Source organism: Leifsonia sp. KNZ12-8B (assembly GCF_056755495.1).
This window is the reverse complement of sequence record NZ_JBPGXM010000025.1, coordinates 1-17,223: the sequence shown is the minus strand read 5'-3', so window position 1 is coordinate 17,223 and position 17,223 is coordinate 1. Positions and strand designations below refer to the sequence as shown.

The window sequence follows — 17,223 nt, the reverse complement described above, 5'->3', positions numbered from 1 at the left end:
GTGGCCCCGTCGGACGCCGCCGTCGCGATACCGGCCCTCCGCTGGACGGGGGATCCCGGGTTCGCGTTCGAGGAGCACCCCGTCCCGGCGCCCGCCGGAGCCGACCGGGTGATCGTCGCCCCCGTGATCAGCGGGATCTGCGGCTCCGACATCGGCGCGATGCGGTCGTGGCGCGGGGGAGATGTCGAGCCGGGATGGCCATCCCACGAGATCCTCGGGACGGTCGTCTCGGCCCCCGCCGGGAGCGGCTTCGCGACGGGAGACCGAGTGGCCGGCTGGGCCGAGGACTTCCGCGGGCTGGCGGCCCTCGTCGCGTGCGATCCGGGCGAACTGATCGCTTTCGAGCCGGTGGGCGGCCTCCGACTGCCGGAGCACATCATCCTGCAGCCGCTCGCGTGCGTGGAGCACGCCCTCCGGCGACTGCCCCAGCGAGGGGACGTCGCGCTCGTCGGAGGCGGGGCGATCGGCGGGCTGTTCGCCCGGCGACTCCGGCTCGACGGCCGTCGGGTCGTCGGGTACGACACCGTCCGGCGCGACTATATCCGGCGCGATGGCATCGAGTATCGCGAGGCGGACGCCACCGTGCCCCGGGCTGCGAGCGCGGAGGCGCGGTTCGAAACGGTGATCGAGTGCATCGGACACGATGCGCGGACGGCTGCCTTCGCAGCCGGTCTCCTGGCCGGCGGCGGCACCTTGTCGGTCTTCGGGATCCCCGCCGTCGCATCCACCCTTCCGGCCGACGAGCTGTTCGAGCGGAACGCGACCGTGGTGCTCGGCGTCACGACGGAGCCGGCCAGGGCGCTGAAGGACGCCTGCGCGACCCTCCGCAAGCACCCCGTGCTGGCCGAGGGATATCTCACCACCACCTATCCGCCGGACCGGGCGGGGGAGGCGTACCGCGCCGCCACCGCAGCCCATGCCGGGAGATGCAAGGTCGGCATCCTCTGGCCGGCAGACACAGAACAGGAGCACGATGACCAGGCAAGCGATTGAAGCACTCGGAGTGGACGGCATCCCGGTCACCCGACTGAACGGCGTGGCGGTGCAGGAGCTGTCCCGCGACGATGGGGACGCGCTGGAGTTCAGCCTCATCGCCGTGCCCGACGCGGACGGCGCACTCCCGCTTCCCGGGGGGAGGGCGGCGGACGTCTTCGTCCTCGACGGCGATGTCGCCCTCGACGACGGCACGCCGGTCCCCGCGGGCAGCTACGCCTTCGTCGCCGGGCACGCGGGAGGGCGGAGCATCCGCCACACCGCAGGAGCGCGGTACTTCGTCGGCACCGGCGCGGCCGGAGACGGCCCGGGCGCGGCGGACGAGGTGATCGATCCCGAGACCGTTGCGTGGCAGGTGCGGGTCCAGGAGAACGCCGAGTACACGCGTGGCGGCCGCAGCGTCGGCCTGGTGAAGTTCCTACGGGTCGACGAGCACAGCAAGACGACCATCGGCATCGGCGCGATGTGGCCGGAGAGCGGGCTCGACTGCGCCGAGCACCACGAGCAGCTCGACGAGGTGCTCAACCTCCGCGGCGACATGTTGCTGCGCGACCTCGACGGCTCGCCGGTGGTCGCCGACGGCCTCAGCTATTGCTGGCGTCCGAGCCGCTCGCTGCACCTGCCGAAGTACAGCCACCGCGGCAACCTCACGTTCTTCCGCAACATGAAGGTGCTGTGGTCCGAGCACGGCGCGGCGACCTTCGTACCGGTCGCTGAGTGGCCGCAGATGGTCGACCGGTACCGGGCAGGCTTGACCGTCGCGGACGGCACACGATGACCGCTCGCACCATCCAGGACTTCGGCATCGAACCCGAGCCCCCGGCCTTCCGCACGATCGTCGACCTCGAGGCCCGCAGCGCGTCCGGGCACCTCGGCCACGCCCTGGTACAGCGACCCGACGGGACGGTCGTCGCGATGTACCCGGAGTGCTCGACGGACGCCCCCGGACGCTACGGTACACACGGTCACTCCGCACTCGGACACATGCGCATCCTGACCTCCACCGACCTCGGCGCCACCTGGGAGGAGCGCGGGCCCCTCGGCTACTCGTACCGCGCCCAGGAGGAGGGACGCCCGTACCGGGTGTTCACCGAGAAAATCGTCGTCACGCCATCCGGCGAGCTGGTCGCCTTCAACCTCCGCAGCGACATCACCGAGGACCCGCTGTGGGAGCCGTACCTCCCTGCCACCTGGGCGCGCAGCGCCGACGGCCTCGACTGGACCGAGGAAGCTGAGCTCTCCGGCGTGCCGGGGCGGGTGTACGACGCGCTCCGCGTCGGCGACGACATCCTGGCTCTCGAGTTCCAGAACGACGCAGTGTACGACTTCGCGGGCAAGGTCGCGGAGCACCGCTATGTCCTGCACGCGAGTACCGACGGCGGCCGCACCTTCGAGATGCGCTCGGTGCTGCCGTTCAACGTGCTCGAACGGGGCTACGGCACAATGTGCGAGCGCGAGGACGGCAGCCTCATCGCCTACGTCTACAACAAGACCGACGAAATCCACGCCGACTACGTCACGAGCGAGGACGGCGGCCGTACCTGGTCGCCTCCGCGGCGCAGCTTCTTCGGCCGGCGGCTGCGCAACCCGCAGCTCATCCGGTTCGGCGGCGGGTACTTCATGCACGGCAGGAGCGGGTCCTACGGCGACGACCTCGGCAAGGGGAACGTGATCCTGTACTACTCGAACGACGGCCTGATCTGGGACGAGGGAACGTACCTCGCACTGCGTCGGCACGGCCAGGGCGGCTACAGCAACAGCCTCGTGGTGCGGGACAACGCCGGCCGGGAGCACTCGCTGCTGCTCATGTCGTCGCACGCATACCGGGATGACATGACGAACGTCATCGGCTGGGAGGTGACGGTTCGTGACTGATGACGCGGAGCGGGTCAGTCTGGGCGCCGCGATCATCGATCTCCTCGTCGAGCACGGCGTGGACACCTTCTTCGGCATCCCCGGCACCCACAACCTCGAGCTCTACCGCGGTCTCGCCCAGGCGGGGAACCGTGCCAGGCACGTCCTCGTCCGGCACGAGCAGGCGGCTGGTTACGCGGCCGACGCTTACGCGCGGACGGCCGGACGTCCGGCCTGCGTGATCGTCACCTCAGGGCCGGGCCTCGCTAACGTGCTCGTCGGGGCCGGGAACGCGTACGCCGACCGGGTGCCGATGCTGGTCCTCTCGCCGGGACCCGAGCGCGACACCGCGGGTAGCGAGGACGGGTGGCTGCACTACACCAAGGATCAGCACGGCATGGCCCAGGCGGTGTTCGAACGGTCGGTCCGCGCGGAGACGCCGGAGGGTGCTCTCAGCGCGGTCGAAGACTTCGTCGTGCGCTGGCGCACCGGCGAGAGCAGTCTTCCCCTCCACCTGGAGGTGCCCGCCGACCTGCTGGGCTTGCCGACGGCTCGGCGTGCGCCGTCATGGGGGGTTGCCGCGGCCGCGCCGCGCATCGCCGCTGTGGCGCCCGAGAGCGAGGTCGAGCGGCTGCTCGCCGTGCTGGAGGGCACGTCGTCGGTCGGCGTCATCGTCGGACGGGAAGCGCGCGCGGCGTCGTCAGCCATCGAGACGTTCGCGCGCTCCCGGGGCGCGCTCGTGGTCGAGACCGGCGAGGCGAAGGGGATAGTGCCGTCCGGAGTCCCGGGATACCTGGGCGCCACGGCGGAGTTCCCGGAGGCCGCGGAGGCGGTGTTCGCCTGCGACGTCGTGCTGGTACTCGGGTCGGAGCTGCGGCGTGCCGATGTCGCCGTGCCGCCGGCGGACGCCGGGCGCTTCGTGATCCGCGTCGGGCGGTCGCACGGCGAGCGGTTTTCGAACCTCGTGCCCGACGTGGCCCTGGACGTCGACCTGGCTGACCTGCTGATACGGCTCGCCACCGACCGGGCGGCGGACCGATCAGCCGACGCTGCGGACTACAGCGCGCTCGCCGCGACCGCCGCCGCGGTCCGGGCACGGGTGGCCGAGGCCGCTCCGGCCTACGTGCGACGAACGATCGAGCTGCTTGAGGAACTGGTGCCGGACGGCCCGCTGATCGTCGGCGACAGCTCGCAGGTCTGCTACTTCGGCGTGGCGCCGCTGCTCGACGGTCTGCCGGCGGGTTCGTACCTGAACAGCTTCGGCTTCTCCACACTGGGTTACTGCGTGCCGGGGGCCGTCGGTGCGGCGCTCGCTGCACCGGGCCGGCCCGTGCTGGGCGTCACCGGGGACGGCGCCCTGCTGTTCTCGATCGCCGACATCCTCACCGGCGTCGAACAGCGGCTGCCGATCGTCGTGCTCGTCGTGGACAACACGGGATACGGCGAGATCCGCGACGAGATGGTCGCGGCCGGCATCCCGCCCGTGGGCGTCGAATTCGGCATCCCGGACCTCGGTGCGGTCGTCCGGGGTCTCGGAGCGGAGTACGTGCGCGTCGCACCCGGTGAGCGGGAGAACGTCCCGGCGCGCATCCGCGACGGCTGGCGGGCCGACGGCCCGACGATCATCCACATCACGAGCGACGTTCTGGAGGGAGCGCGATGAACGGTGTCACATTCGATCTCGACGACAGCAAGGTGCTGATCGTCGGCGGGGGGAGCGGCATCGGCCTCGCCACCTGTCTGATGGCGCGTGATGCGGGGGCGCAGGTCTGGGTCTTCGACCGCGCGACCGACCGGCTCGAGGGCGAGCCCGGCATCCGGACGACGCGCGTCGACCTCGCGGACGCGGCCGCCACCGCGGCGGCCACGGACGAGGTGCTGGACGTCTGGGGCACGTGCGACCTCGTGCATCTCAACGCCGGCATCTCGGACAACCGGACGTTCACCGAGTCGCGGGAAGAGGACCTCATCGCGATCCTCCAGGTCAACTTGTTCGCTGCCTGGCGGATCGCCCACGCACTGCTGCCGGCGATGATGGCGGCTCGGACCGGCGTCGTCGCGTTCACCGGCTCGCCGCACGCCAAGCGGAGCACGGCCGACGCCAGCTCGTACGCCATCTCGAAGGCGGCGGTCTCCGCGCTCATGCGGTCGATCGCCCTGGAGGCGGCGCCGCACGGGGTGCGCGCGGTCAGCGTGCTCCCGGGCGCGATCCTGACGCCGCTCCTGCTCGCGGACGCGCGGGACCACTCCGAGGGCGACGGCGAGGATATCATCGCGCGCTGGTCCGCCCAACGCCCGATCGGCCGTCTGGGCGCCGCGGAGGAGATTGCGGCCGCGGTGCTGTTTCTCGCCAGCGGCGCGAGCGGCTTCACGACCGGGGCGGAAATGATCGTGGACGGCGGCATGTTCGCCGCCATGCCCGCCTGAGGCGCACGAGAGACGAGGAGAGACACATGTTTCCAGAGGGAAAGACATTCGGGCTGGCCATGACCGTCGACTACGACGCGCAGGCCGTGTGGCTCGCGAAGGGCAAGAACGATCCGTCGTGGCTCGCGCGCGGCGAGTATGAGGCAAACGTCGGGGTTCCGCGCATCCTGGAGGCGTTCGACCGCTATGGCATCCTGTCGACCTGGGGGGTGCCCGGGCACACGCTGAAGACGTGGCCGGACCTGTGCCGCGAGGTCGTGGCGCGCGGTCACGAGGTCTGCGCGCATGGGGTCTACCACGAGAACTTGCTCGGCCGTCCCCGACTCGAGGAGCGGCATCTCCTGGAGTGGCAGATCGCGCAGCATGAGGAGGTGCTCGGGCGGCGCCCACGCGGCTACCGCGCCCCTTCGGGGCCGCTGACCGAGAACACGTTCGAGCTGCTGGGGGAGCTGGGCTTCGAGTGGGACTCGGGGACCCAGGGCGGCGACTTCCTGCCGTACCGGCCGCAGCGGATCGTATCCGTCGACCCGTGGGATCGCACGGTCTACGACGGGCACTACGACGTCGTCGAGTTCAGCCCGAGCGCCTACCTGGAGGACTGGGCGGGACTGGAGCCGGTGCCCGGCGGGAACGTGGGCCTCTCGGACACCGAGGTCGTCCTTCGACGGTGGTGCGACTCGCTCGACTTCGGCCTGGCCGAGGTCGAGGGCGGCGTCATGACGATCGTGCTGCACCCGCAGACCATCGGCCGCCCGCACCACATGCTGATGCTCTACAAGTTCCTCGACTACGCGACCTCGCTGCCCCAGGTCTACTTCTCCACCCTGAGCGACTTCTACGACCGCTGGGTCGCCGCCAACCCCGCCTGACCGAGAACGAGGAGACCATTATGAACACAGTTCCCGCCATCCACCCCCTGCGCGGTCGCGTCGCCATCGTGACCGGCGCCGGCAAGCCGTCCGGGATGGGCAGCGTCGTCGCAGAGCGCCTCGCTGCTCTCGGCGCGACCGTCGCCGCTCTGGACATGCGCATCCCGGAGGATCGCGCCGAGGACCCCTACGCCATCGAATGCGATGTGATGGACCGTGACAGTGTGGCGTCCGCCGTGGAGCAGGTCGCCGTCGAGCTGGGGCGTCCGACCATCCTGATCAACTGCGCCGGAATGGACCGGGTCTCGCCTCACACGTGGGACATGTCGGGCGACGATTGGCAGCGCGTCGTCGGCGTCAACCTCGACGGCGCCTGGTGGATGACGAGGGAGGTCGTGCCGCACATGCAGGCGGAGGGCTTCGGCCGCGTGGTCTTCATCGGCTCGAATGCCGCCCGAATCGGCGGGTTCGGTGTCGGTCACTCGCCGGCGTACAGCGCAGCGAAGGCTGCTCTGTCAGGGCTGACGGTGGCGCTGTCATCGCAGCTGGAGGCGGACGGCATCCGCGTGAACATGATCTGCTCGGGGCCGACCGGCACCACGGGGACGCCGCCGACCGACGTCGAGCGCAGCGAGTACGTCCGCGTGCACCCACTTGGATACGGGACGGCCAAGCCACTGACAGATGCGGTGGAGTACCTCGTGCGATCGTCCGGCGACTGGATCAGCGGGGCCGTCATGAACGTCAGTGGCGGCGAGTTCCGCGGCTTCTAGGCAGGGGCGTCGCAGGCGACGAGTGCCTCGGGAAGAGACCTGTACGACCTGCCGGTTCCACTCTATGGAACCAGGGGAGCGTTGCGGTGTGCCATGTTGCGGGGAGAATGCCGAAGGCGTATGGCCGACGGCAGCGGCAGCGGCAGCGGCGCCGGTGACGCGGACAACGATGACGGGACGCGAGCGCGCGCGGAAGCGTCGGCGAGGCCCGACGGCCAGCGGCTGATCCTCGACCGGCCGCGATGAACGAATCGGGGGGCCCCCCCCCCCCCTCATCCCCCCCCCCCCCCCCCCCCCCCCCCCCCCCCCGGCCCGGGGGGGGGCCCCCCCCAACGGGATGCGCTAGACCTGCGCGCCGAGTTTGAAGCCGGCCGTCTCGTCGCCCTTGCGGGTGTACGAGAAGCCGTCCGCGCCGATGGTGACCTCCATCTCGGAGTCGTCGGTGCGGGTCGTCAGCGGTTGCGGGTTGCCGTCGAGGTCGAGCACGAGCGACGCCTCCGTGTACCAGGAGGGCACGACCGGGTTGCCCCACCAGTCGCGGCGCTGGTTGTCGTGCACGTCCCAGGTGACGACCGGGTTGTCCGGGTCGCCGGTGTAGTAGTCCTGCGTGTAGATCTCGACCCGGTGGCCGTCGGGGTCGCGCAGGTAGAGGTAGAACGCGTTCGAGACGCCGTGCCGGCCCGGGCCGCGCTCGATGCAGTCCGAGCGGCGGAGGGCGCCCAGCTTGTCGCAGATCGCGATGATGTTGTGCTTCTCGTGGGTGGCGAAGGCGACGTGGTGCATCCGCGGTCCGTCGCCTCCGGTCATCGCGGTGTCGTGCACGGTCGGCTTGCGGCGCATCCACGCGGCGTATGTGGTGCCGGCCTCGTCCTGGATGTCCTCGGTCACGCGGAAGCCGAGGTCCTCCATGTACTTCACGGCGCGCGGCACGTCCGGGGTGACCTGGTTGAAGTGGTCGATCCGGACGAGCGCGCCCGGCGTGTAGAGGTCGTAGCGCCAGGCGAGCCGCTCCACGTGCTCCACCTCGTAGAAGAACTCGTACGGGAAGCCGAGCGGGTCCTCCACACGCACGGAGTCGCCGACGCCCTTCGTGAAGCCCTCGGGGCGGCGCTCCACCCGGCAGCCGAGCTCGGTGTAGAACGCGACGGCGCGGTCGAGGTCCTCCGGCGTCCGCACCCGGTACGCGAAGGCGGCGACCGCGGCGACCGGTCCCTTCCGCAGCACGAGGTTGTGGTGGATGAACTCCTCCATCGAGCGCAGGTAGACGGCGTTCTCGTCCTCCTCGGTGACGACGAGGTCGAGCACGTCGACGTAGAACGCGCGGCTGGCGGCCAGGTCGGTGACGACCAGCTCCATGTATGCGCAGCGCACTACGTCCGGCGGCGTCGCCGTCGGGGTGGGGATGCGGTCGGTGGGAGCCGGGATGGGGTCGGCCGCGGTGGTCACGGGCTCCGGGGCTCCGGGGGTGATCGTCATGATGGTGCGTTCCTCTTCGTCGAGTGAATGGGGAGAGAAGGTCAGGCGTCGCCGGCGTCCTCGGCCGCCTCGGCGGCCTCCGCCGGCTCGTGGACGGTCGCGCCGAAGCGTGCCGTGTGCACCGGGCCGAGCGTGATGTGGACGGCCTGTTGGTCGGTGTAGAAGTCGATCGAGCGGTAACCGCCCTCGTGGCCGAGGCCAGAGGCCTTCACGCCGCCGAACGGTGTGCGGAGGTCGCGGACGTTGTGCGAGTTCAGCCACACCATCCCCGCCTCGACGTTCTGGGCGAAGGTGTGGGCGCGCTGGAGGTCGGTCGTCCAGATGTAGGCGGCGAGCCCGTACTTGACGCCGTTGGCGAGCTCCAGCGCCTCCTCGTCGGAGTCGAACGGGGTGATCGCGACGACCGGGCCGAAGATCTCCTCCTGGAAGATGCGTGCGTCCGGCTTCACGTCGGCGAACACGGTCGGGGCGACGTAGTTGCCGTGCTCGAGGCCCTCCGGGCGGCCGCCGCCGGCGAGCAGGCGGCCCTCCTGCTTGCCGAGCTCGACGTACGACATGACCTTCTCGTAGTGCTCGGGGTGCACGAGCGCGCCCACCTCGGTCTTCGGGTCGTGCGGGTCGCCGACGACGATGTTCTTCGCCCGCTCGGCGTACCGTTCCAGGAACTCGTCGTAGACCGGCCGCTCGACCAGGATGCGGGACCCGGCGGTGCAGCGCTCGCCGTTCAGCGAGAAGACGCCGAACAGGGTGGAGTCGATGGCGGCGTCGAGGTCCGCGTCGGCGAACACGACCGCGGGCGACTTGCCGCCGAGCTCCATCGAGAGGCCCTTGAGGAACGGCGCCGCGTTGCCGAAGATGAGCTGGCCCGTGCGGCTCTCGCCGGTGAACGAGATGAGCGGGACGTCCGGGTGCTTCACCAGGGCGTCGCCCGCCTCCTCGCCGAGGCCGTTGACGAGGTTGAACACGCCGTCGGGGAGGCCGGCCTCGCGGAAGATGCCCGCCCACAGGCTGGCCGACAGCGGCGTGAACTCGGCCGGCTTGAGCACGACGGTGCAGCCGGAGGCGAGTGCGGGGGCGAGCTTCCAGCTCTCCAGCATGAACGGCGTGTTCCACGGCGTGATGAGCCCGGCGACGCCGATCGGCTTGCGGTTGACGTAGTTCAGCTGGCTGCCTGGCACCTTGTAGGCGTCGTCGGACTGCGCCACGATCAGGTCGGCGAAGAAGCGGAAGTTCTCGGCGGCGCGCTGCGCCTGGCCGAGCGCCTGCGTGATCGGGAGCCCGGTGTCGAAGGTCTCGAGCTCGGCGAGGCGCTTGTCCTGCGCCTCCACCGCGTCGGCGATGCGGTTGAGCACCCTGGCCCGCTCGCGCGGCTTCATCCGCGGCCAGGGGCCCTGCGTGAAGGCGCGGGTCGCGGCGGCGACGGCGAGGTCGATGTCGTCCTTCTGCCCGGCGGCGGCGGCGGCGTACGTCTCGTTGCTCACCGGGTCGAGCACGTCGAAGGTCGCCCCGGACACGCTGTCGACGAACGCGCCGTCGATGAAGTGCTGGATGCGGGTCGGCAGGTCGTCGGGGATGTGGTGCTGCGCCATGCGCGGCCTCCTGTCGGTCGGTGTGGTCAGTGCTGCTGCGTGTGGTCGCCCTGGTGCGCGTGCTGCGCCTTGTAGTGCTGAAGCGCGTCCAGGGTCGCCAGCCGGTGCCGGCGGGCGGCGAGCTCGATCTCCAGCGCGTCCGCGCCGGACTCGATGAGGCCGAGGATCCGCTCGTGCTCGTCGACGGACTCGCGCGCGCGCCCGGGGACGAAGCTGAAGGTGGAGTCGCGCAGCACGGTGAGGCGGTTCCAGCCGCGGTGCACGAGGTCGAGGATGTGCGGGTTCGGGCACTCCTCGAACAGGACGGAGTGGAACTCCTGGTTGAGCTGGGTGAAGCGGTGCGGGATGAAGTCGTCGAGGCAGGCGATCATCTCCCGGTTGATCGCCCGGGCCCGGCGGAGGTGGTCGGCGGTCAGCAGGGGAGCGGAGAGCTGGGTCGCCGCCCCCTCCACCAGCGCCAGGGTCTCCATCGTGTAGGTGTACTCGGCCTCCTGCAGCAGGGCGACCTGGGCGCCGACGTTCTTCTCGAACGTCACGAGCCCCTCCGCCTCCAGACGACGGATCGCCTCGCGCACGGGGACCACGCTGATGTCGAGCTCGCCGGCGATCTGCCCGAGCACGAGGCGGAAGCCGGAGACGTACCGGCCGTCGTCGATGCGGGCGCGGATGAAGTCGTAGGCCAGCTGCGACTTGCTCGGCGCCGCGACCTTCAGCGCTGCGTCAGCCATGCGCGGTACCTCTCCTTCCACTCCGCGTTCATCGGGAAGAGGCCGTCGATGCGGGCGCCGGCGGCCACCTGCTCGGCGATGAACTCCTCCTCGCGCTCCTGCTCGATCGCGTCGGCGACGACCTCCTCGACCAGGGCGGGCGGGATGACCAGCAGGCCGTCCGCGTCGCCCACGATGACGTCGCCCGGCTGGACGGTCGCACCGCCGCAGGCGATCGTCACGTCGGTGTCCCACGGCACGTGCCGGCGGCCGAGCACCGCCGGGTGCGGGCCGTTGTGGAAGGTCGGGATGTCGAGGGCGGCGACCGCGGCGAGGTCGCGCACGCCGCCGTCGGTGACGATGCCGGCGGCGCCGCGCGTCTGGGCGCGCAGCGCCAGCACGTCGCCGACGGTGCCGCTGCCGCGCTCGCCGCGGGCCTCGATGACGAGCACCTCGCCAGGGCCGACCGCGTCGAAGGCGCGCTTCTGCGCGTTGTAACCGCCGCCGTGCGAGGCGAAGAGGTCTTCGCGGCCCGGGACGTAACGCAGCGTCCGCGCCGTGCCGACGACCGTGACGCCGGGGCGCGTCGAGGTGAGGCCGTCGATCGAGACGTCGTTCAGGCCGCGCTTGCGCAGCTGCGAGCTGAGGGTCGCCGTGGCGACGCTCGCGAGCTTCGCGCGAAGCTCGTCGGTCAGCTCCCAGGCGGGCTCGGGAGCCGCGCCCCACGCCTCCGCGCGCTGGTGGTCGTCGACGCTGGGCTTCGTCCCGAAGTCGCCGAACGGGACGGTGCCCTCGGTGATGCGGGTGACCAGGCGGCCCGTGCTCGGGGCACCGGGCGCGGTCGGGGCGTCGACCTCCACCTCCACGGTGTCGCCGGGCTGCGTGACCGACGAGCCGGCGGGCGTGCCGGTGAGGATGACGTCGCCCGGCTCCAGCGTCATGAGCTGGGAGAGGTCGGCGACGAGGCGGCCGAACGGGAAGAGGAGGTCGTCGGTCGTGCCCTCCTGCACCAGCTCGCCGTTGAGCCAGGTTCGGACGCGGAGGGCGTCGGGGTCGAGGCGGGCGGCGGGGAGCGCGGCCGGCCCGAGCGGGGTGAAGCCGTCGCCGCCCTTCGAGCGCACGTTCGATCCCTTGTCGGCCGCGCGCAGGTCGTACAGGCCGAAGTCGTTCGCGGCGGTCACGCCGGAGACGGCCGCCCAGCCCTGCTCGGGCGAGACGCGGCGCGTGGGGCGGCCGATGATCAGCGCGATCTCGCCCTCGAAGGCGAGCAACTCGGTGCCGGCAGGGCGCTCGAGCTCTCCGCCGGTGGCGGCGATCGAGGAGGACGGCTTCAAGAAGTAGGACGGCTGGGCCGGGGTGCGGCCGCGCTGCGCGGCGCGGGAGCGGTAGTTCAGGTGCACCGCGATGATCTTGCCGGGGAGGCTGATGGCTGTCACGGGTGGTGGCTCCTCGTCGTCGGGGAAGGGTCCGGCAGGACCATATTCGAGATCATATACAATCGGGACAGGGCGTGCAAGGCGTCAGTAGCTCGCCGCGGCCGGGGCGTCCGGAGCGGCGCCGATGAATCGGTCGGCCAGCGCCTCGGAGGCGCGGGCGAGCAGCGTCACGTCCGAGCCGACGAGCACGTAGGCGGCGCCGGCGGCGGCGTACCGCTCGGCGGTCGCAGGGTCGAACGCGTTCACGCCGACGGGGGTGCCCGCCGCGCGGCCGACCGAGATCACGCGCTCCACGGCGGCGATCACCTCGGGGTGGTTCTGCTGCCCGAGCAGCCCGAGCGACGCGGCGAGATCGGCCGGGCCGACGAGCAGCGCATCCACGCCATCGACCGCCGCGATGCCGGCCGCCTGGTCGAGAGCCTCCGCCGTCTCGATCTGCACGGTCAGCGAGACCAGCTCGTTCGCGCGGGCCAGGTAGTCGGGGATGCGGCTCCACCGGGACGACCGGGCGAGCGCGCTGCCGACGCCGCGCACGCCGTGCGGCGGGTAGCGCACGGCGCGCACCATCGCCTCGGCCTGCGCGACGGTGTCCACCATCGGGACGAGGACGTTCTGCGCGCCGAGGTCGAGCAGCTGCTTGAGGACGACGGTGTCGCCGGCGGGCGCGCGCACGACGGGGACCGCGGGGTAGGCGGCGACGGCCTGCAGCTGGGCGAGGATCGACTCGAGCCCGACGGGGGAGTGCTCCCCGTCGATCAGCAGGATGTCGAGCCCGCTGCCGGCGCAGATCTCGGCGGCGATGGCGCTCCCGCCGCACGACCACATCCCGTACAGGGTGCGGTCCGCGGCGCGCAGGCGGTCGGCGAAGGTGGGTGTCGGCTCTAGACGAATCGGCATGTGACGGCTCCCAGGGTTCCGTAGTCGGCGTGGACGGTGTCGCCGCGCTCCACCCACATCGGGCGGGTGAAGGAGCCGGCGAGGACGATGTCGCCCGCCTCCAGCCGGGTGCCGTGCTGCGAGAGCTTGTTCGCGAGCCAGGCGACACCGGTCGCGGGATGGTCGAGGACGGCGGCGGCGACGCCCGACTCCTCGATGGTCTCGTTGCGGTAGAGCAGGGCGCCCACCCAGCGGAGGTCGACCGCGTCCGGCGCGACCGGGCGGCCGCCGACGACCATGCCGCCCATCGCCGCGTTGTCCGAGATGGTGTCGACGATCGTGCGGCCCGCCATCTCGATGCGGGACGAGAGGATCTCGAGGGCGGGGACCACGTACTTCGTCGCGTCCAGCACGTCGAAGAGGGTGATGTCGGGCCCCTGGAGGGGCTCGGCGAGCACGAACGCGAGCTCGACCTCGATCCGAACGTTCGAGAACTGGTCGAACGGGATGACCGCCCCGGTCTCGTAGACCATGTCGGCGAAGATGGCGCCGTAGTCGGGCTCGTCGATGCCGGTGGCCTGCTGCATCACCTTGGAGGTGAGGCCGATCTTGCGCCCGACGAGCCTGCGCCCGGCCGCGAGGCCCCGCTCCACCCAGACGCGCTGCACGGCGTAGGAGTCCTCGACCGTCATGTCGGGGTGCCTGGCGGTCAGCAGCGGCACGGTGGTGCGGTCGCGTTCCGCGGTCGCGAGTTCGTCGGCGATGGCCTGGATGGTCGGGCTCTCGAGCACCGGTGGGCTCCCTTCGACGTCGGAGGAGGGGCGCGATCGCCCTGGTGGGATCGTATACGTTCCCGTACACGGCGACCACCGTCGTGCGCGGAAATGCCGGCGACATGCCGGGATTTCGTGCATCCTGCCCGGCGCCCACCCCCTCCGCTGTGCCAGGATGGCAGCACCGGGCGGAGGGGGAGCCGATGGGGGCGGAGTCGCAGGCGGCGCAGCAGCGCGCCACAGGCATGGAGGCACTGGCGGGCGAACATGGCCGGGCCACGGCACGCGCCGCCGCGCCGCTGCTCGCACGGGCGCGCACGCTCGTCCTGTGGGCGATCGGCGCCGCGCTCCTGTACTCGACGCTGAGCGGCTCCAAGGGGAGCTGCCCGGGCGGCTTCTCCGCCGACGGCTACGTCGATGCGGCGGGCGACCCGACGAGCGTTCCGCCGCAGTGCATCCAGGTCACGCTGCAGCCCAGCCCGCTGATCTACCTCGCCATCGCCCTCACCGTCGTGATCGCGCTGAGCCGGGCCGCCCGCGCCGTCGACACCGAGATCGCCCTGCGCACGCTGAACCGCGCCGCCATCGTGGTCGTCGCGATCGCCGTCGGGTCGATGGTGATCGTCTACGTCTGGATCCTCGCGTCTCCCGCACCGACCACGGGAACGATCCTCTTCCCGTTCCCCTTCGGCAGCGGCACCGTGACCGTGACGCCGATGGACCCCGGCCCCACGGGCTGAGCGCCACGGGCTGAGCGACCGCGGGCTGACCGACCCGCGGCCTGACCGACCGGCGCCCCGGATCAGGACCGCAGCGCCCGCAGGTACCGCCTCCGCGCCACTCGCTGGGCGATCCGCAGTAGGGGATGCAGCGCCCGCCACGGCTGCTGCGGCGCCGCCCGCGTGAGCGAGCGCACGGTGAGCACGACGTCTCCGCCGGCCGCTGCGCGGTGCACGACGAACGCCTCCTCGCCGTCGACGGGATGCCCGGGCAGGGTCCGGTACGCGAAGCCGACCCGATCCGGCTCCGCGACGACGGACACCACCTCCACCGGCTCCACGACCGTGACGCCGAGCACGCGCACCCGGATGCGTTCGCGCTGGCCGGGCCACACCGGGCCGTGCACGTCGACGAGGAAGCCGCTCCGCGTCTTCACGCGCCACCGCAGCACATCGTGCGCGGCGCGGCGCCAGTCGTCGTCGCCACGGCCCACCACGGCCGACACCTCCGACCGGCGGAAGGCGGCGTCGCTCGGACCCCAGCCGGACGCCTCCGGCATCGTCATGACGACCTCCTCCCCGCGCAGCCGATCGCACCGCACCCCGACGCACCCCACCCCGACACGCCGCGGGCCCCGCCGCACTCGCGCACGACGGGGCCCGGCTCAGCGCATCCGGCCTAGTAGCAGACGGCCAGCTGGTCGACGTCCTTGGTCAGCACAGCAGTGCCACCGGTCACCTGCATGGAGGTGGTGCCCAGGCGCACGAACTGGTTGCCGACGGAGCGGGGCACGCAGGTGCCGACGGCGAGCATGAGCGGCTTCGTCGCGGCGCCGGCGGCGGCGGCCGCGACGAGGGCGTCCGGGAAGTCGAGACCGGAGGCGACGTACACGTTCTTCGCCCCGTTCGCCGGGAACTCGCTGGTGGCGAGCAGGGCGCTGGTCTCGAAGCGGTCGCTGCCGCCGATGCGCTTGACGGTGAAGCCGGCCGACGTGGCCGCCGACGCCCAGCCCGACGTGATCACGCTCGTCCCGCCGACCACCGTCAGCGAGCGCGTCGAGCGTGCCGCGAGGTACCCGGACGTGGCCGCGTCGAGCTTGCCGCCGTCCACGAGGAGGAGCGGCTGGCCGCGCTTGGCCGCCACCGGTCCGGCCGCGAGCGAGTCGGCGAAGCCCCATCCGGTCGCCACGAAGGCGGCGGTGGCCGACGGGAAGGCGTAGTCCGCGAGCTTGCGCGACGTCTCATAGCGGTTCGCGCCGCCGACGCGCACGACCGGCACGCCGAGGCCGGTGAGCTGGCGGTAGGCGGAGGCGCTGATCGCCTTCTCGCCGCCGACCAGCACGATCCGCGCCGGCTTCACGCGCTTGAGCTCGGTGAGCGTGGTCTGCGGGATGGAGACCGCCGTGCTCAGCAGCACCGGGCCCTTCTGCTTGGCCGCGGCGGGTGCGGCCGCGAGCGCGTCCGGGAAGTCGAGGCCGGAGGCGACGTACGCGACCGGCACGCCCGCCGTCGGGAACGACGCCTTGGAGGTCGCCACCGCGGTCGCGAACCGGTCGGCGCCGGCGAGGCGCTTCGACGCCGGGGCCGCGGCCGTGGCGTCCGAGACGAAGCCGGCCTTGCAGCCGAGCGAGGCGCTCCTGGACTGCGCACCCGAGACGCCGAGCGCCGTCACGCAGGCGCGGTACTGCCCGTTCCCGGCCCACGGCGCCTTCGCTGTCCAGCCGTGGTTGTTGCCGACCCCGGGATACGCGGCTCCGACGTCCGGCCGGCTGCCGTTCGCGGCGACGGTCGTCGTCGTGATCCCCGACGGGGTGTTCCACTGGATCCGCACGTTGACCGCGGCGCCCAGGTTGGCCTGGTCGAAGGCCCATCCCGTCAGCGTGAACGGCCCGCCCTTGGTGACGGTCGCCGTGTCGTAGACACCGGTCGGCGGCACGCTCTGCCCGCTGAGCGCGTACTTGCGCAGCAGCGGGATGTCGCCGTTGAAGATGTCCTGGTCGCCCGCGAGCGTGCCGGCGGCCTGGTACTGCCAGATCGTCCAGTTCAGCCAGCCGGCGGGCAGCGCGCCCGGCGTGCTGGTGCCGTACCGCGCGACGAACATCGGGTAGGCGCCGAACGTGTTGTTGGAGCCGGTGCACGTGTTCCACCAGTTGGCCGTCGTATAGATGGCCGGGTTGATGCCGGTCAGCGACCGCATGGTGGTGACGAACTCGCGGATCCACGACACCATCGCAGGAGCCGACATGCCCCAGCAGGTGCCGCCCTGGGAGGCGTTGCCGTACTCGATGTCGAGCAGCGGCGGGAGCGTGCGGCCGTCGGGCGACCAGCCTCCGCCGTTCGCGACGAACCAGCGCGCCTCGGCGGCGGCGTCGCCCGGCGCGGCGCTCGGGTTGGCGAAGTGATACGCGCCGCGGAACATGCCCACGTTGGCCGAGCCGTTGTACTGCTGCGCGAACTGGTTCCTGCTGAAGTAGGTGGTGCCCTCGGTGGCCTTCACGTACGCGAAGCGCGACCCGGCCGCCCACTGCGCGGCCCAGTTGACGTTCTCCTGCCAGCCGCTCACGTCCTGGCCGAGCACGCCGGAGACGCCGAGGAACGGCTGCACGGCGCCGGCCTTGCGCTGCGTGGGCGAGGCGGGGTCGCTGTCCGGGATGGTGGAGCCCATGGTGTGGTTGCCGGTCTCGTCCATGACCTCGAGCGAGGGGTCGGGGTCTGTCTCTTATACACATCT

Annotated in this window: 16 protein-coding genes; 8 read left to right on the top strand and 8 right to left on the bottom strand. The window is 71.7% G+C overall.

What is annotated here, in order from left to right; translation table 11 throughout:
* Genes ACR9ZG_RS06090 through ACR9ZG_RS06060 form a run of 7 tightly spaced genes read left to right on the top strand, consistent with a single transcriptional unit; the run spans position 1 to position 6,916 of the window.
* Positions 1-993, top strand: coding sequence for an alcohol dehydrogenase catalytic domain-containing protein (locus ACR9ZG_RS06090; protein WP_481283933.1), 993 nt, complete (start codon positions 1-3; stop codon positions 991-993).
* Entirely contained in the window at positions 974-1,771 is a 798-nt protein-coding gene (locus ACR9ZG_RS06085) for a hypothetical protein (RefSeq protein WP_481283932.1), read from the top strand. Before ACR9ZG_RS06090 ends, ACR9ZG_RS06085 begins: the two co-directional genes overlap by 20 nt.
* The gene (locus ACR9ZG_RS06080) at positions 1,768-2,868 is read left to right on the top strand and encodes a sialidase family protein (RefSeq protein ID WP_481283931.1); all 1,101 of its coding nucleotides are present in this window, start codon (positions 1,768-1,770) and stop codon (positions 2,866-2,868) included. Before ACR9ZG_RS06085 ends, ACR9ZG_RS06080 begins: the two co-directional genes overlap by 4 nt.
* Positions 2,861-4,510 carry a thiamine pyrophosphate-binding protein gene (locus ACR9ZG_RS06075; protein WP_481283930.1) on the top strand — a complete coding sequence of 550 codons (1,650 nt, stop codon included), beginning with the start codon at positions 2,861-2,863 and terminating at the stop codon, positions 4,508-4,510. The genes ACR9ZG_RS06080 and ACR9ZG_RS06075 overlap by 8 nt, the downstream gene beginning before the upstream one ends.
* Positions 4,507-5,274 carry an SDR family NAD(P)-dependent oxidoreductase gene (locus ACR9ZG_RS06070; RefSeq protein WP_481283929.1) on the top strand — a complete coding sequence of 256 codons (768 nt, stop codon included), beginning with the start codon at positions 4,507-4,509 and terminating at the stop codon, positions 5,272-5,274. The genes ACR9ZG_RS06075 and ACR9ZG_RS06070 overlap by 4 nt, the downstream gene beginning before the upstream one ends.
* Before the next feature lie 26 nt (positions 5,275-5,300).
* Entirely contained in the window at positions 5,301-6,143 is an 843-nt protein-coding gene (locus ACR9ZG_RS06065; RefSeq protein ID WP_481283928.1) for a polysaccharide deacetylase family protein, read from the top strand.
* Positions 6,144-6,163: 20 nt separating this feature from the next.
* Entirely contained in the window at positions 6,164-6,916 is a 753-nt protein-coding gene (locus ACR9ZG_RS06060; RefSeq protein WP_481283927.1) for an SDR family NAD(P)-dependent oxidoreductase, read from the top strand.
* 342 nt (positions 6,917-7,258) lie between these two features.
* On the opposite strand, the gene hpaD is transcribed toward ACR9ZG_RS06060, so the two are convergent.
* From hpaD to hpaH, 6 genes are all read right to left on the bottom strand, one after another.
* Entirely contained in the window at positions 7,259-8,392 is a 1,134-nt protein-coding gene (hpaD, locus tag ACR9ZG_RS06055; protein WP_481283926.1) for a 3,4-dihydroxyphenylacetate 2,3-dioxygenase, read from the bottom strand.
* Between the two features lie 41 nt (positions 8,393-8,433).
* Complete coding sequence (hpaE, locus tag ACR9ZG_RS06050) at positions 8,434-9,981, bottom strand: 5-carboxymethyl-2-hydroxymuconate semialdehyde dehydrogenase (protein ID WP_481283925.1); 1,548 nt, start codon at positions 9,979-9,981, stop codon at positions 8,434-8,436.
* Between the two features lie 26 nt (positions 9,982-10,007).
* Positions 10,008-10,709 carry a GntR family transcriptional regulator gene (locus ACR9ZG_RS06045; RefSeq protein WP_481283924.1) on the bottom strand — a complete coding sequence of 234 codons (702 nt, stop codon included), beginning with the start codon at positions 10,707-10,709 and terminating at the stop codon, positions 10,008-10,010.
* A complete protein-coding gene (locus tag ACR9ZG_RS06040) occupies positions 10,691-12,124 on the bottom strand; it encodes a fumarylacetoacetate hydrolase family protein (RefSeq protein WP_481283923.1) in 1,434 nt (477 codons plus the stop codon). The genes ACR9ZG_RS06045 and ACR9ZG_RS06040 overlap by 19 nt, the downstream gene beginning before the upstream one ends.
* Positions 12,125-12,208: 84 nt before the next feature.
* Positions 12,209-13,021, bottom strand: a complete 813-nt coding sequence (locus tag ACR9ZG_RS06035) for an HpcH/HpaI aldolase family protein (protein ID WP_481283922.1) — start codon at positions 13,019-13,021, stop codon at positions 12,209-12,211.
* On the bottom strand, positions 13,006-13,791 hold the full coding sequence (gene hpaH, locus ACR9ZG_RS06030; RefSeq protein ID WP_481283921.1) for a 2-oxo-hept-4-ene-1,7-dioate hydratase: 786 nt from the start codon (positions 13,789-13,791) through the stop codon (positions 13,006-13,008). Before hpaH ends, ACR9ZG_RS06035 begins: the two co-directional genes overlap by 16 nt.
* A gap of 185 nt (positions 13,792-13,976) precedes the next feature.
* Here hpaH and ACR9ZG_RS06025 point away from each other — a divergent pair, with 185 nt between their 5' ends.
* Positions 13,977-14,513, top strand: a complete 537-nt coding sequence (locus tag ACR9ZG_RS06025) for a hypothetical protein (protein ID WP_481283920.1) — start codon at positions 13,977-13,979, stop codon at positions 14,511-14,513.
* A 62-nt stretch (positions 14,514-14,575) separates the two neighbouring features.
* Here ACR9ZG_RS06025 and ACR9ZG_RS06020 read toward each other — a convergent pair whose 3' ends face one another.
* A complete protein-coding gene (locus tag ACR9ZG_RS06020) occupies positions 14,576-15,058 on the bottom strand; it encodes a DUF1990 family protein (protein ID WP_481283919.1) in 483 nt (160 codons plus the stop codon).
* A 113-nt stretch (positions 15,059-15,171) separates the two neighbouring features.
* Positions 15,172-17,181 carry a cell wall-binding repeat-containing protein gene (locus ACR9ZG_RS06015; protein WP_481283918.1) on the bottom strand — a complete coding sequence of 670 codons (2,010 nt, stop codon included), beginning with the start codon at positions 17,179-17,181 and terminating at the stop codon, positions 15,172-15,174.
* Positions 17,182-17,223 lie beyond the last annotated feature (42 nt).

Coding starts and splice junctions, on each gene's coding strand:
- ACR9ZG_RS06085 (WP_481283932.1), top strand. CDS start 974: ATGACCAGGCAAGCGATTGAAGCACTCGGAGTGGACGGCATCCCGGTC.
- ACR9ZG_RS06080 (WP_481283931.1), top strand. CDS start 1,768: ATGACCGCTCGCACCATCCAGGACTTCGGCATCGAACCCGAGCCCCCG.
- ACR9ZG_RS06070 (WP_481283929.1), top strand. CDS start 4,507: ATGAACGGTGTCACATTCGATCTCGACGACAGCAAGGTGCTGATCGTC.
- ACR9ZG_RS06065 (WP_481283928.1), top strand. CDS start 5,301: ATGTTTCCAGAGGGAAAGACATTCGGGCTGGCCATGACCGTCGACTAC.
- ACR9ZG_RS06060 (WP_481283927.1), top strand. CDS start 6,164: ATGAACACAGTTCCCGCCATCCACCCCCTGCGCGGTCGCGTCGCCATC.
- hpaD (WP_481283926.1), bottom strand. CDS start 8,392: ATGACGATCACCCCCGGAGCCCCGGAGCCCGTGACCACCGCGGCCGAC.
- hpaE (WP_481283925.1), bottom strand. CDS start 9,981: ATGGCGCAGCACCACATCCCCGACGACCTGCCGACCCGCATCCAGCAC.
- ACR9ZG_RS06045 (WP_481283924.1), bottom strand. CDS start 10,709: ATGGCTGACGCAGCGCTGAAGGTCGCGGCGCCGAGCAAGTCGCAGCTG.
- ACR9ZG_RS06035 (WP_481283922.1), bottom strand. CDS start 13,021: ATGCCGATTCGTCTAGAGCCGACACCCACCTTCGCCGACCGCCTGCGC.
- ACR9ZG_RS06025 (WP_481283920.1), top strand. CDS start 13,977: ATGGGGGCGGAGTCGCAGGCGGCGCAGCAGCGCGCCACAGGCATGGAG.
- ACR9ZG_RS06020 (WP_481283919.1), bottom strand. CDS start 15,058: ATGACGATGCCGGAGGCGTCCGGCTGGGGTCCGAGCGACGCCGCCTTC.
- ACR9ZG_RS06015 (WP_481283918.1), bottom strand. CDS start 17,181: ATGGACGAGACCGGCAACCACACCATGGGCTCCACCATCCCGGACAGC.